Consider the following 23,852-nt stretch of genomic DNA (forward strand, 5'->3'; position numbering starts at 1 on the left):
ATAAGTAATCGACCTACAAGCCACTCCTGTCAGTTTCAGTATGACAGGAAATGGGCTGTAGGTCGATTCTTTTTTTGTTTTCATTCTGTTTGGTGGCGGGAACCGCCATGGGTGTTTGTCACAACCTCAGACAGCTTCTATTCAATCTGTTCTCTTATAAATTTAAGATTGCTATTCAATCATTGATTCATTTTCTCAATTCACTCGATTTAGCTGGTTGCCCTTAATTTGTCTGCATATTCGTTAATTTTTCGAATTCGATGGTTGATGCCGGACTTCGAAATAGCTCCTGAAGGAATCATTTCTCCCAGTTCTTTTAGGCTGACCTCCGGATGCTCCAAACGCAGCTCAGCAATTTCCTGTAATTTATCAGGCAGAGCCTGTAGTCCAACAGTTAGTTGAATGTACTTAATATTATCGATTTGTTTGGACGCAGCATCAATCGTTTTATTTAGATTTGCTGTTTCACAGTTTACCAGTCGATTAACAGAATTCCTCATATCCCGTACGATACGGACATCTTCAAATTTTAACATGGAATTTGTTGCACCAATCAAAGTCAGAAAATCAGCTATCTTCTCAGCTCCTTTTAAATAGGAAATATAACCGCTTCTGCGCTCCAATGTTCGTGCATTAAGATCATAGTAATTCAACATATCACAGATGTCATTGTTGTGCTCTTCATAAGTGGAAAATATTTCCAAATGATATCTGCTGGTTTCAGGATTATTCACCGAGCCTGTGGCCATAAAAGCACCTCTTAAATAAGATCGCATTTTTTGTGCATTGCCCACAATTTCATCTGATACATGGTCTTGAAACATCATGCCATCCATAATATTCAAATCCGAAAGAACAGAATTCGTATCTTGTTTCAATCGTACAATATAAACATTATTCTTTTTCAATTTCATTTTTCGTCTCACCAGCAACTCTGATCGGACATTATAATGATCTTTCAATAAAGAATAGATTCTTCTGGCAATCGCAGCATTTTCCGTTTGAACATTCAAAACAAACTGCTGATTAACCAGACTTAAGGAACCATTCATCCGAATTAATGCAGCGAGCTCAGCCCTTGCATGTTCCCGATGCACTTCCAATGTGGTCAGTTCCTTTTTCACATCTGATGCAAATGACATGAAACATCCCTTCCTTCTATACAACTACTCCATTTTTTAGTACTTCGCTCCAAACACAATACGAAACAATTCTTCAACCACTTTATCTCCATCATGAAAAACGCCTCCGTCTCTCAGCTTAAGAAAATCTGTGGAAATGACACGACAGCCTTCATTTCTCAGCCCTTGAAAATCATGCCTGACCTGTACAAGATATTCATCATAAACATCAAAATCCATATAATTTTCCGGGACTGGTTCCGTGTTTACAAGCACCGTATCTACAAACTTTTCTTGCAAATGATTATGAAGAACTCTGATATGATCTGCATCTGTAAAGTGCTCTGTTTCACCCTTCTGAGTCATAATGTTACAAATATAGACAACTTCACCTGTCCTTCGGAGGATGGCATCGCCTATTTCACTGATGACCAGATTCGGCAGAATACTTGTGAATAAGCTCCCGGGACCTAAAACAATCATATCTGCTTCTTCAATTGCTTTCACCACTTTTCGTGCAGCTTTTGGCTGCTCTTCATCATTGGTATTTGAAACAAAAACATGATCAATCGTTTTTCGATCCACGGCAATATTGGATTCTCCAACTGCAATTGTTCCATCTTTAAAAACAGCATGCAGGGTCAGCGGGCGTTCTGATGAAGGATAAATATGGCCGTCAACATGCATAATCTTTGAAAGCAGCTGAATCGCTTCATAAGTACTGCCTCTCATTTCCGAAATAGCTGCGATAATCAAATTACCAATGGCATGATTGGCAAAGTATTTATCTTGTTTGTTAAAGCGATACTGAAAAATATCTTCATATAATTGAGGCATATCCGAAAGTGCCACCAATACATTTCTTAAATCTCCGGGCGGTGTCAGGTTCATTGATTTTCTGATTTCCCCACTGCTGCCGCCGTCATCTGCGACAGTGACAACTGCAGTAATATCCGCTCCCTGATTTCGGAGACTTTTCAGAATAACCGGCAGACCAGTTCCGCCGCCAACGACTACAATTTTAGGTTTTCGAATCCGATAGGTTTTCATGATCGATTCACCGTCTCTTTCCGTTTATCTTTATCACGGTGAGTCACATTCACATGATACTCTTCTGCCAGCTTGCGGGAAATGCGTTCAGTCAGAGCAACTGACCTGTGTTGACCTCCTGTACAGCCAATGGCAATTGTCACATTTGACTTCCCTTCTTTTTTATAGCCGGGAATAACAAACTCCAGCAAATCAACAAATTTTGTATAAAATTCTTCTGTTTCCGGAAAGCTCATCACATAATCATAGACCGACTGATTCATTCCAGTTAAGGGACGCAGTTCAGGAATATAGTGAGGATTTGGTAAGAAACGAACATCAATGACGATATCCGCATCAATTGGCAAGCCATATTTAAATCCAAATGACACAAATTCCAGACGAAACTCATGGGTAGCTCTGGATTTGAATTCCTGGTTAATTCTTTCCCTTAACTGGCGGGGAGATAGATTGGTTGTATCAATAACCAGTTGAGCATCTCCCTTAATTTCTTCCAGAATCGCCCGTTCTTTTCTGATACCTTCTGTAATCAGTCCATCCATTGCTAATGGATGAGTTCGTCTTGTTTCTTTATAGCGCGAAACTAGTTCTTCATCTGTTGCATCTAAAAACATAACAGTCGTATCAATCAGATTCGTATTTTCTATTTCAACAAGCATATTTTGTATTTCTCTAAAAAAGGTTCGTGATCTTAAATCGACGACTAAAGCAATTTTCGTTACTTTTCCTGATTCTTTAATTAGCTCCCAAAATTTAGGGATTAAGCTTGGCGGCATATTATCGATACAAAAATACCCCATATCTTCAAAACACTGAACAGCCACCGTCTTGCCGGCACCGCTCATTCCTGTAATTATTATTAATTCTAAATTATCTGCCATAAAATCGACTCCTTTGAGGACATTTTAATAATTATAACATTCCGGGCGTGTCAAAGGAAGCTTTTATGTCTGATCCTTTTGATAAATGAATTTTTCTCTAACGATTTCTCTTTGCAAACATCGTATTGATTAATCTTTATGAAATAAATTACAGGATAAATATTTTTTACATTGGGAGTCCATGCATTTATAAAGAAATCTAACCAGAAAATTATAGAAAATAAATAATTTTTCAAACAATAAAAGAGACAGCTTCTACCTTTGTAATAAGCAACCAAATTAAACTGCATCAATTATGCCAAGATAGTTAATGTTTAGAATTGGATTGTCACAATCCAAGCTAAAACAATCTTTCGGATGGTGTTTCAATAATTCAACTACTCACTTAATATTCTAATAATTTTTTCTCTTTTTAGATTCTAATTAAAAAAGAAAAAGGAACACCCCCTACTAAAGTTAAGAGATGTTCCTTTTTCTTTTTTGAACGGATTATTTATAGAGAGAAAGTTATAGACCAATTCACACCCATAACTTATCTTCATTAAATAAATTTTACCTTAAATAAAGATTTAAATCAAGGAAACTAAAAGAATCCTTAATAATTATTTGTTTGACTAAAATAAATATAAACAAACTGAAAATGGAGTATACCAATTCTAAAGAACGCTCTTCAGATATTGCCCTGTATAGCTCTCTTTTATTTCAGCAATATCTTCTGGAGTCCCTATTCCTACAATGGTACCTCCGCCTTCTCCACCCTCAGGTCCTAGGTCGATTACGTGGTCTGCTGACTTAATCATATCCAGATTATGTTCAATAACCAACACTGTGTTTCCTGTATCAACAAGACGATTCAAAACATTCAGCAAGCGAGAAATATCATCTGTATGGAGTCCCGTAGTTGGTTCATCTAAAATATAGAAATTCTTTCCGTTGGATATTTTATGAAGCTCACTGGCCAGTTTCATCCGCTGTGCTTCTCCCCCGGAAAGTGTGGTTGCAGGTTGTCCCAATGTTACATAGCCTAAACCAACATCTAATATCGTCTGAAGCTTTCGATGAATTTTCGGAATGTGTTGGAAGAACTCAACCGAATCTTCCACAGTCATTTCAAGTATATCTGAAATATTTTTTCCTTTATAATGAACATCGAGAGTTTCAGAGTTATAACGTTTTCCATGGCAGACTTCACATGGAACATAAACATCCGGCAGGAAATGCATTTCGATTTTTATAATACCGTCTCCCCGGCAAGCTTCACACCTTCCGCCTTTAACATTGAAACTGAATCTGCCCTTTTTATATCCACGGACTTTTGCTTCATTTGTCTTTGCAAACAGATCACGAATGTTATCGAATACACTGGTATATGTTGCCGGGTTACTTCTCGGAGTTCTGCCGATCGGACTCTGATCAATATCAATAACCTTTTCGATATGCTTATATCCTGTGACATTTTTATGTTTACCTGGTTTATTTGAATTTCGATTAATTTTTTGTGCCAAAGCTTTTTTCAAAATTTGATTTACCAATGTACTTTTACCGGAACCTGAGACACCAGTTACAGCAACGAATTCACCCAAAGGAAATTCCACGTTAATATTTTTTAAATTATTTTCTGCAGCACCAGTCACTTTAATTGATTTGCCGTTTCCTTTTCTGCGTTTTTCCGGAACAGAGATTTTTTTCTTTCCTGATAAATACTGTCCAGTCAATGATTTTTTATTTTTGGCAACCTCTTTTGGAGTGCCGGCAGCTACAATCTGTCCCCCCTGATCTCCAGCTCCAGGCCCAACATCGATTAGATAATCTGCTTCCCTCATTGTATCTTCATCATGTTCCACCACAATCAGAGTATTTCCAAGATCACGCATCTTCTTTAATGAAGCAATCAGACGATCATTATCCCGCTGATGAAGTCCAATTGACGGCTCATCAAGAATATAGAGTACGCCTGAAAGGTTTGAGCCAATCTGCGTTGCAAGTCTGATCCGCTGGGCTTCCCCTCCGGACAACGTACCGGAAGCCCTGCTCAATGTCAGATAATCCAGACCGACATTCTCCAGAAATGTCAGACGATCTCTGACTTCCTTTAAGATAGGTTTTGCGATCATCTCTTCCTGCTCAGACAATGACAGCTTATCAAAGAACGGCAACCCTTTTTTGATCGTCAGCTCGCTGACTTCACCGATGCTGGTCCCGTTGATTTTCACTGCCAGTGCCTGCGGATTCAAACGATATCCTTTACATGTTTCGCAAGGCAATTCGGTCATGTAAGTACGCATTTGTTCCCGAGTGAACTCACTATTGGTTTCATGATAACGGCGTTTAATATTCTTTAGTACCCCTTCAAAAGGGACGTCTACGTCTCGAACACCGCCAAAATCATTTTCATAGTGAAAATGGAATACTTCTCCGTTTGAACCATTTAAAATAATATCCTGATGCTCTTCTGGCAATTCACTGAACGGAGTATCCACATCAATACCAAAACTGAGCGCTGCTTGTTCCAGCATTTGAGGATAATATTGAGAACTGATCGGATTCCATGGAGCAACTGCTCCTTCTTTCAGTGTTTTTTCTGGATCGGGGATAACTAAGTCCTTATCTACTTCCAGCTTCATTCCAAGCCCATCACAATCCGGGCAGGCTCCAAATGGTGCATTAAATGAGAACAGACGCGGCTCCAATTCTCCTACAGTAAAACCACAGTAAGGGCATGCATAATGTTCACTGAACAGCAATTCTTCCTTGCTGTTTACGTCTACTAAAGCATAGCCGTCTGCAAGCCGGAGGGCTGCCTCAAGTGAGTCAAAGAGACGGGAGCGAATACCCTCTTTTACAATAATCCTATCGACAACAATAGCAATATCATGCTTCTTGTTTTTTTCAAGTTCAGGCACTTCACTCAGATCATAAACTTCTCCATCCACACGAGCCCTCACATAACCGTCTTTTTGGATTGATTCAAATACTTTTTTGTGCTGACCCTTTTTCTTTACAATTACCGGTGCCAAAATCTGAACTTTGCTTCGTTCCGGCAGTTCCAGAACACGATCCACCATTTGTTCCACAGACTGACTGGTAATTTCTATATGATCATTTGGGCAAATCGGATGACCGATTCTAGCAAACAAAAGACGCAGATAGTCATTAATTTCCGTAACTGTTCCTACTGTTGAACGCGGATTTTTACTTGTTGTTTTCTGGTCAATCGAAATGGCCGGACTTAATCCATCAATGCTGTCAACATCAGGCTTATCCATTTGACCTAAAAACTGGCGGGCATAAGCTGAAAGACTTTCAACATATCGGCGCTGTCCTTCGGCATATAAAGTATCAAAAGCTAATGAGCTTTTTCCAGACCCCGATAAACCAGTCACTACAACCAGCTTATCTCTAGGGATTGTTACATCTATATTTTTTAAGTTATGAGCTCTTGCTCCGTGAATGACAATTTTATCGTTTTGCATCTTTTACCTCCTAGTTTGAAGCCTTCAATTCCAGTATTGTATCTCTTAATGTAGCTGCAGCTTCAAAATCAAGCACTTTGGCCGCATCTCTCATTTCTTTTTCCAGTCGCATCAGCAAATCATCTTTTTCCTGTTTCGTCATCTTATCATAAGACTTGCTGATTGTATAAGTTTCATCCTCTTCTGCAACCTTGGAAATGGAGATCAGATCACGGATTTCTTTAATGATTGTTTTCGGAACAATACCATGTTCTTCATTATATTGTTCTTGAATAGAACGCCGCCGTGCCGTTTCATCCATCGCTTTTTGCATGGAATCAGTAATTTTATCCGCATACATGATAACTTTTCCATCCGCATTTCTCGCTGCCCGTCCAATAGTCTGGACAAGCGACCGCTCGCTTCGCAGGAATCCCTCTTTATCAGCATCCAAAATAGCAATTAATGAAACCTCAGGTACATCCAGACCTTCTCTCAACAGATTAATTCCTATCAAGACGTCGAATTCTCCCAACCTCAGATCACGGATAATCTCGGTTCGTTCCATCGTTTTAATGTCACTGTGAAGATACTTTACCTTCATTCCAAGTTCTTTAAAGTAATCTGTTAGGTCTTCCGACATTTTTTTGGTTAATGTCGTAATAAAGACCCGTTGATTTTTTTCAATACGCTCATTAATTTCACCAACAAGGTCATCAATCTGTCCCATAATCGGACGAACTTCAATCACCGGATCAAGCAGCCCTGTCGGACGAATAATCTGCTGAATCACAGTATCTGTTTGTTCATACTCATAAGGTCCCGGTGTTGCAGATACATAAACAACCTGATGGACATGCTGCTCAAATTCTTCAAGACGTAAAGGCCGATTGTCCAGTGCACTTGGCAGACGGAATCCATAGTCAACGAGCATTTGCTTTCTTGCCCTGTCGCCATTATACATACCTCGTACCTGAGGCATGGTTACATGCGATTCATCAATGACCAGCAGAAAATCGTCCGGAAAGAAATCTATCAGAGTATACGGAGGCTCTCCTTCTGATCTGCCATCCATATGTCTGGAATAATTTTCAATCCCAGAGGTGTACCCCATTTCACGCATCATTTCGATATCATAATTGGTTCGCTGCTCCAGACGCTGTGCTTCCAGCAGCTTATTTTCAGACCGCAGAACCTTCAGACGAGCATCCAATTCATCTTGTATCTGACTGATTGCATGTTCCATATGGTCTTCATTTGTAACAAAGTGGGTTGCAGGGAAAATAACCGCATGCTCCGTTTCACCTAAAATTTCCCCGGTCAATGCATCCACTTCTCGGATTCTCTCTATTTCGTCTCCAAAAAATTCGACTCTCAACGCGTGGTCATCTCTTGATGCCGGGAATATCTCAACAACATCCCCTCTGACACGAAAACGCCCCCGCTGGAAATCAATATCATTTCGTTCAAATTGAATATCCACAAGACTTTTCAGCAGCTGCCCTCTTTCTATTTCCATACCTGCTCTTAATGAAACAATTTGTTCACTGTATTCTTTTGGATCTCCCAAACCAAAAATACAAGAGACTGAAGCAACAACGATCACATCATTACGCTCCAGTAAAGCACTGGTTGCAGAGTGACGAAGTTTATCAATCTCATCATTAATACTGGCATCTTTTTCAATGTATGTATCACTTGAAGGAACATAAGCCTCCGGCTGATAATAATCATAGTAACTGACAAAATATTCAACTGCATTATTCGGAAAGAATTCTTTAAACTCTCCATATAGCTGCCCAGCTAATGTTTTATTATGAGCAATTACTAATGTCGGCTTGTTAATCTCTTTAATGACATTTGAAATTGTGAATGTTTTACCAGTTCCGGTGGCCCCCAAAAGAATCTGAGCCTTTTCTCCGCCTTCAACACCCTCAATCAGCTGAGCGATTGCTTGCGGCTGATCCCCATCCGGTTTATATTTTGAAACTAACTCAAATGTATTGGTGGTTTTTCTCTCAATCATAAGTTGTGCTCCCCTCGTGTAATTTTCTCACTAGAAAAGGAAAAGAGTAAATTTCTTACTCCCTGAATTATTTTAACATACCGAACATATTTTCGCTACTTCTATAATCTCAATTTTTTATCCGTTCTTATATGTATTATATATAGAAGGTATTCAAATGTTTCCCATCGGCTGAAAGCTTTTTAGAAGGAGAAATTATTAGTAACTAGGTGGGTTAACCTTGTCATAAAACCTAACATCAAACGTTAGATTTTTTTATTTTTTTTCTTACCTTTACCGAATTTATTGTTTTTCTCATGGATTTTGCTATATAATTGTTAAATATGTAATTATTTAGGAGGATTTTGTATGAAGAAGAAGCACTTTTTATTTTCTTTATTTGCTATGATTGCAAGTCTGCTCATTTTAACGAACGGCAGTACGAGCTGGGCAGAAGAAAAGACTTATGATATTGGAACAGATCTGACATTCGCCCCATTTGAATTTCAGGATTCAAATGATGAATATATCGGTATTGATATAGACTTGCTGAATGCAATTGCAGAAGATCAGGGATTCAAAGTGAATCTTAAGCCTCTTGGATTTGACTCAGCCATTCAAGCTGTACAGTCAGGACAGATTGATGGAATGATCGCAGGAATGAGTATTACAGATGAACGAAAAAAATCCTTTGACTTCTCAGAGTCCTATTTTAACAGCGGCCTGCAAATGGCTGTCAAACAAGGAAATGATACCATTGAGAACTATGATGATTTAGATGGTAAAACAGTTGCTGCCAAAGTAGGAACGGAAAGTGCAGCTTTTCTTGAGAAAAATCAGGACAAGTATGGCTATTCCATTAAAAATTTTGATGATGCAACCGGTCTGTATCAGGCTCTTCAAAATGGTGAAGCCGATGCGATCTTTGATGATTATCCAGTATTAGGCTATGCCATTACAAATGGACAAAAGCTTCAACTGGTTGGAGCAAAAGAAACCGGCAGTTCTTACGGATTTGCTGTGAAAAAGGGGCAAAACCCTGAACTGATCGAAATGTTCAACGACGGACTTGAAAAACTAAAAGAAGACGGCACCTATGATAAAATCATTGCAGAGTATATCTCTTCCGGTTCTGAAGATGCTGAAGGTGAAATGAAACAAATTGAGCCTAAAAAAGATGTGTATACAATTGCCAGTGATTCAACGTTCGCGCCTTTCGAATTTCAAAATTCTGATGGTGAATACGAAGGAATCGATGTTGATTTGATCAATCGAATTGCTCAACTTCAGGGCTTTACAATTGAGTTTAAGTTTATTGGGTTTAGTTCAGCAGTTCAAGCTGTGGAATCCGGTCAGGCAGACGGAATGATTGCAGGGATGACCATTACTGATGAACGTGAAAAATCCTTTGATTTCTCCACTCCTTATTTCAACAGCGGAATTCAAATTGCTGTAAAAAAAGGCAACGATTCTATAACTTCCTACGAAGATTTAAAAGATCAAACAGTTGGAGCAAAAATCGGGACAGAGAGTGCTGACTTCCTTGAAGCGAATAAAGATAAATATGGATACAAGATCAAATATCTGGATACAACAGATGCCTTGTACAGCTCTTTGGATATTGGCGAGATTGCTGCGATGATGGATGATTATCCGGTAATCGGTTATGGAATTGCTCAAGGGCAGGCTTTGTCGACACCCATTCCACGTGAAGAAGGCGGCTCTTACGGGTTTGCTGTAAAAAAAGGCAAAAATCCTGAATTAATTGAAATGTTTAATGAAGGCTTGGCTGAATTAAAACGAACAGGTGAGTACGACACAATTGTTGGAAAATATATTAAAGACGGCAGCACCAAAAATACTGTAGATGAATCCACCTTTTCCGGAATGATTAAAAATAACTGGAAGCGTCTGTTAAGCGGATTATGGATGACTGTTCAGCTTACACTGATATCTTTTGTTTTAGCGTTAATTCTGGGTGTGATTTTCGGTCTGTTTAGTGTTTCTCCAGTAAAAGCTTTACGTGTAATCTCAACAATTTATGTAGATATTATTCGGGGAATTCCACTAATGGTAGTTGCGTTCTTTATTTATTTCGGCTTGCCAGGTATTTTAGGCTTTAACATTCCTGTATTTATTGCTGGGATTATCACACTGACCCTAAATGCCAGTGCTTATATTTCAGAAATTGTCCGGGGCGGAATTAACGCTGTGCCAGTTGGACAAATGGAGGCTTCCAGAAGTTTAGGCCTGTCCTACAATAAAACAATGCGAAAAATCATTCTGCCGCAGGCTATCAAGATTATGATTCCTTCGTTCGTAAATCAATTTGTTATTTCTTTGAAGGACACAACGATTCTTTCTGCAATTGGTCTAATTGAATTACTACAGACGGGTAAAATTATTGTTGCCCGCAACCTTCAAAGTACCATGGTTTACTTAATAATTGCTGTAATGTACCTGATACTCATTACATCATTAACAAAACTGGCAAAAGTTCTTGAAAAGAGGGTGAAATAAATGACTGAAAAAATTCTTGTTGAACATTTGGTGAAAAAATTCGGCGATAATACTGTATTGAATGATATCAATGTTTCGATCAACGAGGGCGATGTTGTTTGTATCATCGGACCCTCAGGATCTGGAAAAAGTACATTTCTGCGCTGCCTGAATCAGCTTGAAGAAGCATCAAGCGGTGATATCATTATCGACGGTTCAAATCTGACAGATAAAAATACGGATATCAATAAAGTCCGCCAGCATATTGGAATGGTGTTCCAGCACTTTAACCTGTTCCCGCATTTATCTGTACTGGAAAACATTACTCTGGCTCCTGTAGATTTGGGACGTCTGTCTCCTGCGGAAGCGAAAGAGGAAGCAATGAGACTTTTGGATACGGTCGGATTGGCTGATAAAAAGGACAGCTATCCGAAATCTCTTTCAGGGGGCCAAAAGCAACGTGTGGCAATTGCTCGAGCACTGGCTATGAACCCAGATATCATGCTGTTTGATGAACCAACTTCTGCACTTGATCCGGAAATGGTTGGAGATGTGCTGAATGTTATGAAGAAGCTGGCAAAACAGGGAATGACCATGGTTATCGTTACTCATGAAATGGGCTTCGCTAAAGAAGTAGCGAACCGGGTAATGTTTATCGATGGCGGAAACTTTCTGGAGGATGGTTCACCGAAACAAATTTTTGAATCTCCTCAAAATGAGCGGACAAAAGACTTCCTTAATAAAGTGTTGAATATTTGATGAGTAAACTCTCCTGAGTATTGGCTTGCTCAGGAGAGTTTTTAATGCAGCAGCGGTCTTGAAACTATCATAGCCTCTCTGGGCAGCTTAATTGGGTTCAAAATCTATATAGACCATTATCCAGAAAAAAACAGATACTTTTTAATTCAATTTACTTGTTTCAATAGACTATTTTTAACTGCTTTTGTGCTTTAAAACCTGCTAATTTAAGTAAAAGAGCCTGTGACAAACACTCATGAGGGCTATCGCCCTCACCAAACAGAATGAAAAGAAAAAAACGATCGACCTACACGCTATTTCCTGTCATACTAAAGAGGACAGAAGGACTTGTAGGTCGATCACTTATTGAAGTTCTTTTCCAAGTTGACCTTGAGGGACAAACTAGATCGTTCTACTTATCTGCTCCTGCGGTTACTCGTCGCATTTAAGTCCGTATACATGCTCCTTCGGTTACTCGTCGCATTTAAGTTCATGTACGTGCTCCTGCGGTTACTCGTCGCATTTAAGTTCGTATATATGCTCCTGCGGTTACTCGTCGCATTTAAGTTCGTATACATGCTCCTTCGGTTACTCGTCGCATTTAAGTTCGTATACATGCTCCTTCGGTTACTCGTTGCATTTAAGTTCGTGTACATGCTCCTTCGGTTACTCGTCGCATTTAAGTTCGTGTACATGCTCCTTCGGTTACTCGTCGCATTTAAGTCCGTATACATGCTCCTTCGGTTACTCGTCGCTATTAAGTTCATGTACGTGCTCCTGCGGTTACTCATCGCATTTAAGTTCGTATACATGCTCCTTCGGTTACTCATCGCATTTAAGTTCGTATACATGCTCCTGCGGTTACTCGTCGCATTTAAGTTCGTGTACATGCTCCTGCGGTTACTCGTCGCATGGAGAAGCTTTGTCACAACCTCCTCAAGTTACTTTGTTTTCTTCATTATTCTATGCGTAATTATTCTCTACAAAGACATCCAGCGCCTGAATCGCTCTGACAATCTCTCGTTTTGTTACAACTCGCGGCTGCTGCTTCAGGCAGTCTCCATCTGATAGAGACTGCTCGGCAATCAAACCAAGCTGTTTCTCATCTTTAAAATCCAGTCCCATTCCTCGACAATTGATTGGCAGTCCCAATTCACTGAACAAGTCAATGTATCTTGTCAGCATTTCAGTCGGCTGTTCCTCTAAAACAAGCTGAACAAGTGTTGTGAAGGCCACTTTCTCCCCGTGCATCAACAAATTGACTTTTCCCTTGATAGCTGAAAAGCCGTTATGCAGAGCATGAGCAGCTGAAAGGCCGCCGCTTTCAAAACCAAGACCGCTCATTAAAATATTTGCTTCTACAACTGCTTCAAAGGCATCTGTAACTCGTCTTTTTCTATTATCTTCAACAGCCTGGAGTCCATAGGTAAATAAAACATCTTCACATCTCTCAGCAATCGCCAGTGCTGTGAATGTTGGTTTTTGCCCCAGAACATTAACGCCATGATTTTTCCAAACAGATCTTGCTTCAACTCCGGTGGCCAAACCATCTGCAATCCCTGCTATCAATGTCCGAACAGGTGCATTTACAATTATTTCAGTATCAACAAGAACAAGATCAGGATTTTTTTGGTACAAAGCATAGGTCTTAAAGCGGCCATCATCCTCATATAACACAGATACTGAAGAAGTTGGCGCATCAGTAGATGCCGTTGTCGGTATAACCACAATTGGTATATTCAATTGATCCGCGATTGCTTTCCCCGCATCAATGACTTTACCTCCTCCTAGTGCAAGTAAAACCTCACTACTCGTTTCAGTCATTTCATTAATAATACGTTGTATTTCTTTTTCAGAAGATTCTCCATTAAAAATAATGTGTGCTACCTTCAATCCTTCACTAGTCAGCTGCTGATCATACGATTCTCCAACAAGCGTCCAGACAAACTCATCCGTCAAAATCAGGGCATTATTCCCAAATGTTTGAATGTACGGTCCACTTCTCCTAAGAAGGTCTCTCCCCTGAACGTATTTTGATGGACTGACAAATAGCTTTTCCATGCTTTCACCTCTTACTACCAAATTTTTACCGTTTTTAATTATACAGGTCATTTTATTAAAAAAAAAGGGAAGCCGAAAATTCAGCTTCTCCTTTTATTATTATTCATTTCACATCATTAAACGTTCTTTTTGCTCACTGAGGATCTGATTCAACTCATATGGCGTCAGCTGATAGACATCGTTCAGCCAATTATGGTAGAGTAAATGCGCGTGTCCACGCCATGTGTTGATGACTCCTTTATCCAGCTGGTTATCTACAAAATAGTTTTTAGGTATTGCAGTGTCCATGCCTTTTTCCTGATCACGCAGATATTCCTGTGTTAAAGAATCCGTATCGTACTCAAAATGACCCAGCAAAAAGATATTATGATCATCTTCGGAAATTAAAATCGTTGCCCCAATTTCTTCATTTGCTGCCATTATCCGTAAACACTTCTCATCAATCTGTCCTTCATTGATGCCTGTGTACCGGGATTGAGGCGTATTAAAGCGGTCATCAAATCCTCTGAACAAACGATGATTTTCTTTTGGTGTCTGACTGTAAATACCAAACAGCTTTTTATCATAGGCAGTTTTCTCTACGCCATAGTGATGATACAGGGCTGCCTGTGCACCCCAGCAGATATGAATGACCGAAGTTGTATTTGTCTGACTCCAATCCATGATTTCCACCAGTTCATCCCAGTAATTTACTTCTTTAAACGGCAGCTGTTCTACTGGTGCACCGGTAATAATCATTCCATCGTAAGTTCTGTTCCTAATCTCATCAAATGCCAGATAAAATTGTGACAAATGATGCAGGCTGGTATTTTTATGTTCATGAGAAGAAATTTTCAAAAAATCAACATCTATTTGCAAAGGACTTTGACTGATTAATCGAAGAAGCTGAATTTCTGTATCAATTTTATTGGGCATCAGGTTTAGAATCAAGAGCTTTAATGGTCGGATATCCTGTGTAGAGGCCCGTTCATTATCTATGGCAAAAATGTTTTCTTTTTCCAATACTTGCTTCGCCGGGAAGCTGTCAACCAGTTTTATCGGCATCACCTATGCCTCCAGCTTTTCAAAGGCCTGCTGCAAATCTGTCAGAATGTCCTTCACATTTTCAATCCCGCAGGAAATACGAATCAGTCCTGGAGAAATGCCTGCATTACTTAGTTCATCATCAGATAACTGACGATGTGTAGATGTTGCAGGATGCAGCGCACAGGTTCGAATATCTGCTACGTGTACTTCCAAAGAAACAAGTTCCAATGAATCAAGCCACTTAGCTGCTACTTCTTTTCCATCTGCAATTTCAAACGAGATAACTCCGCACAACCCGTTTGGAACATATTTTTGAGCTAGTTCATAATTCACATCAGTTTCCAATCCAGGATAAATAACAGAAGATACAGCATTTTGCTCTGTTAAAAATTTCGCTACTGCTAATGCATTTTCATAATGACGATCCATCCGTACAGGTAAAGTTTCCATTCCCAAATTCAGCAAAAATGAGTTTTGAGGAGAGGGAGTCGCTCCAATATCTCTCATTAGCTGCACACGAGCTTTGGTAATATAAGCAGCCGGTCCAAATGTCTCAGTATAGACCAAATTATGGTACGTCACATCAGGCTTGCTGAGCTGAGGAAACTTTCCATTACTCCAATTGAATTTCCCGCTGTCAACAATTACTCCACCAGTCTGAACTGCATGACCATCCAAATATTTTGTCGTACTGTGTATCACAATATCTGCACCATATTCAATTGGGCGACAAAAATAAGGGGTAGCAAATGTATTATCAATAATAAACGGTACCTCTGCATCATGTGCCAGCTTGGCAAATTTCTCAATATCCAAAACATGCATGGCAGGATTGGCAATCGTTTCAGCAAAAACTGCTTTTGTATTTGGTTGAACCGCTTTTTTCAACTCTTCCAAGGTTGCTGTCTGATCAACAAATGTAACTTTGATACCCATTTTTCTGAACGTATGAGCGAGTAGGTTAAACGTCCCGCCATACACATAGGAAGAAGAAATCAGATGGTCTCCCGCTTCAAGAATATTCAGAATTGCAAAAAATGTTGCTGCCTGACCGGAAGAAGTACACAATGCCGCAACTCCGCCTTCCAGTGCCGCAATCTTTTCTTCTGCTGCATTTGTCGTTGGGTTAGCCAGACGAGTATAAAAATACCCAGCCTTTTCCAGATCAAATAATTTGCCAATTTCTTCTGTAGAGTCATACGTATACGTTGTACTTTGAACAATGGGAGCCACTCTCGGCTCTCCATTTCCCGGTTGATAGCCTGCATGCAGACACTTCGTTTCAAATTCCATTCTTTTTCCCTCCATCATTTTTTAGTTGTATTTCTGGTCCGCTTAATGTTTCAGCATTAAAGATATAAGAGTTCATGCCAGTCTTTTGATAGCGGGCTATGCAGCTTGTATACAAAAAAGCTCCCGCCTTTTCGTTGCCGAAAGGACGCGAGCGTATACTCCGTGTTACCACCTTAATTCACTGCTCCCTTATAAGAACAGCCTCAGTCAGTAAGACAAAATTCCCTTTTCTGTCATTACTGTCATGCTGTAACGGGCATTCCCGCTGACCGCTTATCCTCAGACTCACGATCATCTGCTCAAAGACCATCTTCCAAGCTGATTCCTCTGCTTCTTTTCACCAGTCGAAGCTCTCTTTTAAAATTCAGCAGCTTGTACTCTTCTTTTCAATGCGTCTAACCTATGTTGTTGGGTTCACTATACTTGATTTTTTTGATTCAGTCAACAAGAATTCCGAACAAAAATAACTTAATAACTGAAATCATTAGTGTTTTCAAGCAAAAAAAGGATAAACCGCTCTTTCCGATTTATCCTTCATTGTTCTCTTTTTAGACGCCTAACTCAATCAAAGACAGTCGTTCAGCAACTTGCTCTTTTGTTAACTGGTGTTTCGCAGCATAACGATTTTCCGGATGTCTGCTGCACTCCGGTGAACAGCCGCCTAAGTGCTTCTCTTCATTTTCTACAGAAGAAAGAATCTGTCTGTTACAGTAAGGATTTGCACAGTTGATGTAGCGTTCACAGGGAGCTCCGTCAAACCAGTCCTTCCCGATAACCTGTTTGTCCACATGGTTAATTTCTACACTGATTCGTTCATCAAATACGTACATTTTTCCATCCCAAAATTCACCCTGAGTTTTTGGATTTTTCCCATAATTGGCAATACCTCCATGTAATTGCGCTACGTCCTCAAAGCCCTCTCTCAGCAGCCAGCCGGAAAATTTCTCACAACGAATGCCGCCTGTACAGTAAGTGACGATTTTTTTATCCATAAATTGCTCTTTGTTGTCACGAATCCATTGAGGAAGCTCACGGAAATTGCGAATATCCGGACGCACAGCACCACGAAAATGACCAAGGTCATATTCATAATCATTCCTGGCATCCAATACAATGGTATTTTCATCAATCAATACTTCGCGAAATTCTTCTGGCTCTAAATAGTTGCCAGTCAAAGCTAACGGATTAATATCATCTTCCAAATTCAAAGCAACCAGCTCTTTTCTTGGACGAACAAACATTTTCTTAAATGCATGTTCTTCCGCCTGATCCACTTTAAAAAAAGTATCCTTAAAGCGCTCATCAGCAAGCATTGCTTCCATGTATTTATTCGTTTCAGCTGTCGTTCCGGAAAGAGTACCATTGATGCCTTCGCGGGCAACAAGAATTCTTCCTTTTAAATTTAATGATTTACAGAAGGCAAGATGCTCTTTGGCAAACTGCTCCGGATCTTCAATCGTTGTATATTGATAATATAAGACTACTTGGTACTTCATTTCTTTCCCTCTTTTCATTTCATTCCAATTCATTATATAAAAAGAAAAAAACAGAATGCCAGTTTGATGCTTGTGGAATGCCGCACAATCAGCTGCTTTATTTACGAACAAAAAAGAGAACGAATTTCGCCCTCTCATGAGTTATATTCTATTCTCCCGACACTGCAAAATAATTCCCATCATTATCTGAAAAGTTAAAAACCAGCTCACCGCCGGGCAATTGCACTATTTCCCCCACTGTTACATGAGCCTCCTTCATTTTTTTATACAGCTTTGTAATATCCTCGCTGAAAAACATCAGTGATGGCGTGTTGCCTGCTACTTCAGGAGAGTGCTTTTGAATAAATGCCAGTTCATACAAAACAATTTTGGCAGAAGAATCTGCACTTGGTGCGATCTCCACAACCAGCGTTCCATCAACAGCATCTCTTTCCAATTCTACAAATCCGATACTTTGCCAGAATTCACTTGATTCACTGACATTATTTACATAGAGCATTATTTTTACTTGACTGGTAAACATCTAACTAGTCCCTCCAAAATGATTCTTATTTTTCTATACATCTTATTTTAACTTATGTTCTGCTTGAACAACATCATTTTGATTAGTTTTAGGAGGAAAAAAGATGAAATTAACTGTGCTGGTAGACAGCAATGGGTATATTACTCACTATTATGACGGTGAGACTGCGTTATCTTTTTTATTGAAGATTAAAACATTTTTTCAATATAAAAAACCATGATCGGTTTCCTGTTTGACCCGATCATGGCTTTAATTTTTTTTATTTAGCTTCTACAACCAGTTCTTCATCTGCAAGAACAGATCGATCTAAATGACCAATATTGGAGCTGGCTACCATTCCGGCTACCATACTATCACTAACGTTTACTGCTGTTCTTGCCATGTCAATCAGAGGTTCAACTGAGATAACCAAACCAACGATCGCTACAGGCAGATTCATTGCACCAAGAACGATCAAAGAGGCAAAGGTTGCACCACCGCCGACTCCCGCAACACCAAATGAGCTGATTGTTACGATTGCTGCCAGCATCAATACGAATTCTAAGCTGAATACATCAATTCCCACTGTTGGTGCAACAATTGTCGCAAGCATTGCAGGGTAGACACCGGCACAGCCATTTTGACCAATCGACAATCCGAAGCTGCCCGCAAAATTTGCTGTTGTTTCATCCACGCCCAATGCTCTTGTTTGTGTTTCAATATTTAAAGGCAATGCGCCCGCACTTGATCTTGAAGTAAAAGCAAAGCTTAAAACAGGGAAGGCTTTCTTCAAATAATTCAACGGATTAACCTTAATTACTGCCAGAATAACCAGATGCAGCAGAAAGACAACAATCAATGCTGCATAAGATGCCACTACAAATTTTCCTAAGTTTAAAATTGCTTCAAAATCACTCGTAGCAACGACATTGGTCATCAATGCCAGAACGCCGTATGGAGTCAGTCTCAAAACTAAAGTTACAATTCTCATAGTTATTTTATATAAGCTATCGATTAAGTTCGCAAAAAATTCAGCTTCTTTCGGAGCTTTTTTCTTCACTCCAAGGAATGCGATACCTACGAAAGCAGCAAAGATCACGACACCAATAGTACTGGTTGCACGTGTTCCTGCAAAATCAGCAAAAACATTTCGGGGGATGAAAGATAAGATCTGATCAGGAATTGATAAATTTTCAATGGTCTCCTGTCTGGTTGCCAGTTCAGCGATACGAGCCGCTTCAGCCGTTCCTTCTGTAAACTGAGCACCTTGAAGACCGAATAATATAGTACTGCCATAGCCGATCAAGGCAGCCGCTGCTGTTGTTCCAAGTAAAGTAGCCAAAACATTGAAGCTGATTTTTCCCAGCTTGCTTGACTCTTTCATTTTAGTAAATGCTCCTACAATAGAAACGAATACCAATGGGATCACGAGCATTTGCAGCAATGCCACATAGCCATTTCCAATAATACCAATCCATGACATTGCCTGAGATGTAACATCACTGGCTGTACCAAAGGCAACTTGAATAATTGCACCTAACACGATTCCTACACCCAGAGCTGCAAAAACACGAGTAGAAAATTTTAAGTGTTTTGCCTGCATCCGATAAAAGGCATAGACAACGCCGAGAAATGCAAGAACCACTAAAACTGTGATGAGTGTTGTCATTTTTTACTCCTCCTAAATTAAATTATGTTAATGACAAGTCCATCTAAGGAAGTAAAGGTTCCCGGCAGCAACTCTTCAGCAGCTGCCCTGAATTGAAATTCAGTGATACACTCATTCTAACTGATTAAAAGAAAAACAGGCTATTTTTTTGCTTGTAGACTGATAAGAAAAAAATAGCAGTGATAGCCAAAAACTATCACTACTATTTCTGTACATCTACGCCACCCTTCTGCCAGTACAAAGAAGGAAAACTTTTTTTACAGTAGAAATAACTTCCATACAACTGAAACCAGCTCTTCTTGCAAATTGACACATTAAGTATTAAAGTTGATTTCTTTTATTTCACAGAGCCGATCATTCCTTGAACAAATTGCTTTTGCAGAACAAAAAAGACAACTGCTGTCGGTAACGTCGCAATGACCAACCCGGTCATAATCATTCCATAATCTGGCGTGTAAGAAGCCCCCATTGCGGACAACACCAAAGGAATTGTACGCTTATCAGGTGACTGCAATGCAACTAACGGCCATAAATAATTATTCCAGCTGCTCATAAAGGTAATAATCGCTGCAGCCGCATAAGTATTTTTAGCGGTGGGCATGTACACTCTGAAAAAGATACTTAATTCATTTAAGCCATCCAGACGTGCTGCTTCCACCAAGTCTTTAGGAAATGATTTAACATTTTGGCGGAAGAAGAAAATCAGAAAAGCAGTACTAACTGAAGGCAGAATAACCACAAAGATACTGTTTATCCCCAAAAATGTTCCATTCAAGTTTGAAAACATCCGATACAAAGGTATCATCAATGCCGCAAAAGGCACCATCATAGACAACAGAAGAATATTGAACAGCCTGTCTTTTCTTTTACTATGATAAATTTCGAATCCGTAGCCGGCCATAGATGAAATAAGCAAAGCCAGAACGGTTGTAATCACAGCAATCACCGCAGAATTCCACAAAGCTCGGGCGAAGTTTAAATCATTTGAAAATAAATTTTGAAAATTGATCATCAAGTTGTTCCCAATTTTGATTTTACCTGCAGTAATATCTACTGGTGTATTCGTCATTCCCAAAATCATCCAGACAAAAGGAAAAATTGAAATAAATGAAACAATACTCAAGACTAAATACTTAAAGCCAGTCAGTAGAGAATCTTTCACATTTCGTTTTACTTTCTTGGTTGTTGCAGATACTTCACGTATAGTTGTTCCAGATTCCATTAGCCTTCTCTCCCCACTCTTGTTTGGATAATCGACAGAATGACGATAAATGCAACGATCACAAAGGATACTGCTGCCGCATAACCAAAATTCGGTGTAAATTTATAACTTAAATTGTAAATATATTGTGATAATGTCGCGGTGGCATTTGCCGGACCTCCGCCTGTAATATTCTGAACTTCATCAAACAGCTGCAGCGTTCCAATTGTTGATGTTATGGATGTGAATAAGATAATCGGCTTCAAATTAGGAATTGTTACACGAATAAACTGCTGCCATTTGGAAGCTCCATCAATATCAGCCGCTTCATATATTTCTGGATCAATATTTTGCATACCTGAAAGGAAAAAAATCATATTATAGCCTGTCCAACGCCATGTGATGGAAATAATGATCAGAACTTTTGCCCAAACCGGATCAGTAAGCCAGCCGATAGGCGAATCAATCAGCCCAATGCTCAGCAGTAAATTATTTACCAGTCCGGACTGTGAAAATAGACTTTTCATAATCAGGGAGTAGCTAACCATTGAAGTAATGCAGGGTAAGAAGATAGCTGTACGAAACAATCCCTTGAACTTCAGTTTTTTGTCATTTAAAAAATTGGAAATAAACAATGCCAGAAACAGCATGATCGGAACCTGAACAAGTAAATAAAGAAATGTGTTAAAAAAAGCTTTTTTGAAGGTTGCATCAGTAAGCAGACGCTGATAGTTCCCAAGTCCGTTAAAGCTCATGTTAACGGGTGTTCCGCTTTGAAAGGATGTAAGCAGTGCTAAAATCATTGGAATAAATACCATTAGTGAAATCAATATTACCGGGAGAATCAAAAAGGCATTACCATTTTTGAATAAGTCTTTCTTTCTCATTTTTCTTCCTCTTTCTTCAACAAATATAATCATCAGGTGACAGCAATTTGTTCGCAGCTTGTTGATACACAAAGATGTATACTTAGTCTGCTGCAGACATTTATCAGAATCTATTATGTAAAATAGCTAAAAAATAAATAAACGGTGTTCCTGAAGTCGCCTCTTCATAAATAAACCAGACCTGCTGAAACACAAAGCAATTGCTTTGCAGAGCTGATACAACATAGTCTCTACTTAGATACTGAAAATGCGAAAAGCTTCAAGCAGGGTAGGTGAGGTTGTGACAGAAGTGTTCTGTCTCAAGAAATAAGTCGGAATATACGAAAATAGCTACTCATATTTTCAGTATAGTTCGACTTATTTCCGAAGAGACAACTTCTGCGTCTACGGTTCTCACTTCGTTCCGATCCTCGAAGCATGGAGAAGCTTTGGCACGACCTTTTTAATTTGCCAGCTGTGCTTCTACTTGCTTTTGTGTATCTGCTAAAACAGTATCTGTATCTTCACCATTAATAATGCGATGCAGCGCTTCAGCTACAACAGATTCAATCGCATAGGTCTGATCCCCGTAATTAACTTCCGGAATATCCGCTGTCCATGCAGAAAAATCTTCAAACACTTTTTGCCCGCTGTAAAACTCTGAAGCTTCCTGATAGGCCGGCTGGTCAGTGGCACTCAGCATAGTGGAAACCAAACCAATTTTCTCAGCCAACGTACCCATCAACTCTTCATTGGCAGCAAATGTTTTTTGGAGAAAATCTTTTGCATTTTCTTCTCCCGACACCCCTTTAATAACATACCAACCTGCTCCGCCTAAGCTTGACGCTTGAGCTGCTTGCATTCCTTCTGGTAGTGATGGGATAGGAGCAACTTTCCATTTACCTGATTGATCTTCGGCCCCCTGAATTGTTGAAGAATACCATGCGCCGATTGGACTGGATGCTACTGCTCCTGATTGCACTGCGGTCACACCTGCATTCCAGTCAGAGGTCTGCTCAACCAAATCTTCTTTAAGTAATGCTGCAAATAATTCCAATCCATACTTAAGAGATTTATTATCCTTAATTGTTACCGTCTTCCCATCTTCTGCTGTATACCATTCGCCGGCTTCCTGCATAATCATCCGCACACGCCCCAAGTCTGATGGATTCACCTCGGTAATTTTCTTTCCTGTTTTTTCTTTAATATCTCTGGAAGCCTGAATATAATCATCCCAAGTCAGGTTATTAACATCTTCTTCGGTGTATCCTGCTTTTTCAAAAAGGTCTGTTCGATAGAAATTAGCCGTGATTCCTGAGTCAAACGGTACACCATATATTTTGTCATCTACTTTATTTACAGCAAACTTATAAGAGGCAAAGTCCTCTTCATTTACAATATCTGAGAGATCTGCAAATGCATCCGGATAAGAGGTTAGATACCCTTGAATTCGATAATCCTCTATCAGAACAATATTCGGAAGTCCATCGGTGTTTCCGCTTGCCAGCGCCGTATTCAACTTCTGCACGATATCATCCTGTGACATGGTCACAACTTCAACCTCCACATCTTCATCGTTATAAACCTCTTTTGCCTGATTCACTGCTTCAATGTTGAATGTTTCATCCCATGCCCAGACTGTAACTTCATTGTCTGTACTTGTATTCTCTGATCCATTACTGCTGCAGCCAGCCAATAGTAGAGCTGCTGATGCAAAAGCTGCAGCGCTGACAAATAGTTTTTTGATTTTCATTTTTTCCCCCGCCTGTTCTTATTGATTCACTTAAGTGTAGGTACATCATAACAGAATAAGAAAACGTTTACTTCGTTTTTGATAATGTTCAAAAAAATGTGCAAAAATAAGAAAAAAGTACAAATTCAGTACTGAAAAAAAGTTGAATGATAAAACTGAAACACCTAAAGAAAGCGGTTCCTATCATCTTTTTACTATACAGAAATCAAGAGATCTTACACCAAAATTTCTTAAGTTTG

Annotated in this window: 15 protein-coding genes, 1 pseudogene and 1 other annotated feature; of the genes and pseudogenes, 2 read left to right on the forward strand and 14 right to left on the reverse strand. The window is 39.4% G+C overall.

What is annotated here, in order from left to right:
- Positions 1-209 precede the first annotated feature (209 nt).
- From whiA to uvrB, 5 genes are all read right to left on the reverse strand, one after another.
- Positions 210-1,142: a DNA-binding protein WhiA gene (gene whiA / locus LI954_RS10585; RefSeq protein WP_202069127.1), complete on the reverse strand. Its 933-nt coding sequence runs from the start codon at positions 1,140-1,142 to the stop codon at positions 210-212.
- 36 nt (positions 1,143-1,178) lie between these two features.
- Complete coding sequence (locus LI954_RS10590; RefSeq protein WP_202069129.1) at positions 1,179-2,171, reverse strand: gluconeogenesis factor YvcK family protein; 993 nt, start codon at positions 2,169-2,171, stop codon at positions 1,179-1,181.
- A complete protein-coding gene (gene rapZ, locus LI954_RS10595; RefSeq protein WP_229442503.1) occupies positions 2,168-3,052 on the reverse strand; it encodes an RNase adapter RapZ in 885 nt (294 codons plus the stop codon). Before rapZ ends, LI954_RS10590 begins: the two co-directional genes overlap by 4 nt.
- 656 nt (positions 3,053-3,708) lie before the next feature.
- A complete protein-coding gene (gene uvrA / locus LI954_RS10600; protein ID WP_229444450.1) occupies positions 3,709-6,525 on the reverse strand; it encodes an excinuclease ABC subunit UvrA in 2,817 nt (938 codons plus the stop codon).
- A gap of 10 nt (positions 6,526-6,535) precedes the next feature.
- Positions 6,536-8,530 (reverse strand): excinuclease ABC subunit UvrB, encoded by a 1,995-nt coding sequence (gene uvrB / locus LI954_RS10605; RefSeq protein ID WP_229444451.1) that lies wholly within the window; start codon positions 8,528-8,530, stop codon positions 6,536-6,538.
- Positions 8,531-8,878: 348 nt separating this feature from the next.
- Between uvrB and LI954_RS10610 the strand changes: the two genes are divergently transcribed.
- Complete coding sequence (locus LI954_RS10610) at positions 8,879-11,029, forward strand: amino acid ABC transporter substrate-binding protein/permease (RefSeq protein WP_229442506.1); 2,151 nt, start codon at positions 8,879-8,881, stop codon at positions 11,027-11,029.
- Positions 11,030-11,767 carry an amino acid ABC transporter ATP-binding protein gene (locus LI954_RS10615; protein ID WP_229444452.1) on the forward strand — a complete coding sequence of 246 codons (738 nt, stop codon included), beginning with the start codon at positions 11,030-11,032 and terminating at the stop codon, positions 11,765-11,767.
- Positions 11,768-12,709: 942 nt separating this feature from the next.
- Here the strand turns inward: LI954_RS10615 and LI954_RS10620 are convergent.
- The 9 genes and pseudogenes from LI954_RS10620 to LI954_RS10660 form a co-directional block, all read right to left on the reverse strand.
- Positions 12,710-13,807 (reverse strand): glycerol dehydrogenase, encoded by a 1,098-nt coding sequence (locus tag LI954_RS10620; RefSeq protein WP_229442507.1) that lies wholly within the window; start codon positions 13,805-13,807, stop codon positions 12,710-12,712.
- Between the two features lie 108 nt (positions 13,808-13,915).
- The gene (locus LI954_RS10625; protein WP_229444453.1) at positions 13,916-14,851 is read right to left on the reverse strand and encodes a homoserine O-succinyltransferase; all 936 of its coding nucleotides are present in this window, start codon (positions 14,849-14,851) and stop codon (positions 13,916-13,918) included.
- Between the two features lie 3 nt (positions 14,852-14,854).
- Positions 14,855-16,126 (reverse strand): O-acetylhomoserine aminocarboxypropyltransferase/cysteine synthase family protein, encoded by a 1,272-nt coding sequence (locus tag LI954_RS10630; protein WP_229444454.1) that lies wholly within the window; start codon positions 16,124-16,126, stop codon positions 14,855-14,857.
- A gap of 138 nt (positions 16,127-16,264) precedes the next feature.
- Positions 16,265-16,525, reverse strand: a binding site (T-box leader).
- A 149-nt stretch (positions 16,526-16,674) separates the two neighbouring features.
- Positions 16,675-17,622, reverse strand: a complete 948-nt coding sequence (locus tag LI954_RS10635) for a rhodanese-related sulfurtransferase (protein WP_229444455.1) — start codon at positions 17,620-17,622, stop codon at positions 16,675-16,677.
- Positions 17,623-17,770: 148 nt separating this feature from the next.
- Positions 17,771-18,145: a VOC family protein gene (locus LI954_RS10640; protein WP_229444456.1), complete on the reverse strand. Its 375-nt coding sequence runs from the start codon at positions 18,143-18,145 to the stop codon at positions 17,771-17,773.
- A 259-nt stretch (positions 18,146-18,404) separates the two neighbouring features.
- Positions 18,405-19,793 carry an L-cystine transporter gene (locus LI954_RS10645; protein WP_202066988.1) on the reverse strand — a complete coding sequence of 463 codons (1,389 nt, stop codon included), beginning with the start codon at positions 19,791-19,793 and terminating at the stop codon, positions 18,405-18,407.
- Positions 19,794-20,130: 337 nt separating this feature from the next.
- Positions 20,131-20,928: pseudogene (locus LI954_RS10650) on the reverse strand (carbohydrate ABC transporter permease); the annotation flags it as partial.
- Between the two features lie 86 nt (positions 20,929-21,014).
- Positions 21,015-21,881: a carbohydrate ABC transporter permease gene (locus LI954_RS10655; RefSeq protein WP_202066984.1), complete on the reverse strand. Its 867-nt coding sequence runs from the start codon at positions 21,879-21,881 to the stop codon at positions 21,015-21,017.
- A 442-nt stretch (positions 21,882-22,323) separates the two neighbouring features.
- On the reverse strand, positions 22,324-23,613 hold the full coding sequence (locus tag LI954_RS10660; protein ID WP_229444458.1) for an ABC transporter substrate-binding protein: 1,290 nt from the start codon (positions 23,611-23,613) through the stop codon (positions 22,324-22,326).
- Positions 23,614-23,852: the final 239 nt, after the last annotated feature.

It is taken from the genome of Enterococcus sp. CWB-B31 (assembly GCF_020567645.1).
In the GTDB taxonomy this organism is placed as follows: domain Bacteria; phylum Bacillota; class Bacilli; order Lactobacillales; family Enterococcaceae; genus Enterococcus_L.

Excerpts from the sequence above, each read along its gene's own strand:
- whiA (WP_202069127.1), bottom strand. The coding sequence starts at position 1,142 with ATGTCATTTGCATCAGATGTGAAAAAGGAACTGACCACATTGGAAGTG.
- LI954_RS10590 (WP_202069129.1), bottom strand. The coding sequence starts at position 2,171 with ATGAAAACCTATCGGATTCGAAAACCTAAAATTGTAGTCGTTGGCGGC.
- rapZ (WP_229442503.1), bottom strand. The coding sequence starts at position 3,052 with ATGGCAGATAATTTAGAATTAATAATAATTACAGGAATGAGCGGTGCC.
- uvrA (WP_229444450.1), bottom strand. The coding sequence starts at position 6,525 with ATGCAAAACGATAAAATTGTCATTCACGGAGCAAGAGCTCATAACTTA.
- uvrB (WP_229444451.1), bottom strand. The coding sequence starts at position 8,530 with ATGATTGAGAGAAAAACCACCAATACATTTGAGTTAGTTTCAAAATAT.
- LI954_RS10610 (WP_229442506.1), top strand. The coding sequence starts at position 8,879 with ATGAAGAAGAAGCACTTTTTATTTTCTTTATTTGCTATGATTGCAAGT.
- LI954_RS10615 (WP_229444452.1), top strand. The coding sequence starts at position 11,030 with ATGACTGAAAAAATTCTTGTTGAACATTTGGTGAAAAAATTCGGCGAT.
- LI954_RS10620 (WP_229442507.1), bottom strand. The coding sequence starts at position 13,807 with ATGGAAAAGCTATTTGTCAGTCCATCAAAATACGTTCAGGGGAGAGAC.
- LI954_RS10625 (WP_229444453.1), bottom strand. The coding sequence starts at position 14,851 with ATGCCGATAAAACTGGTTGACAGCTTCCCGGCGAAGCAAGTATTGGAA.
- LI954_RS10630 (WP_229444454.1), bottom strand. The coding sequence starts at position 16,126 with ATGGAATTTGAAACGAAGTGTCTGCATGCAGGCTATCAACCGGGAAAT.
- LI954_RS10635 (WP_229444455.1), bottom strand. The coding sequence starts at position 17,622 with ATGAAGTACCAAGTAGTCTTATATTATCAATATACAACGATTGAAGAT.
- LI954_RS10640 (WP_229444456.1), bottom strand. The coding sequence starts at position 18,145 with ATGTTTACCAGTCAAGTAAAAATAATGCTCTATGTAAATAATGTCAGT.
- LI954_RS10645 (WP_202066988.1), bottom strand. The coding sequence starts at position 19,793 with ATGACAACACTCATCACAGTTTTAGTGGTTCTTGCATTTCTCGGCGTT.
- LI954_RS10655 (WP_202066984.1), bottom strand. The coding sequence starts at position 21,881 with ATGAGAAAGAAAGACTTATTCAAAAATGGTAATGCCTTTTTGATTCTC.
- LI954_RS10660 (WP_229444458.1), bottom strand. The coding sequence starts at position 23,613 with ATGAAAATCAAAAAACTATTTGTCAGCGCTGCAGCTTTTGCATCAGCA.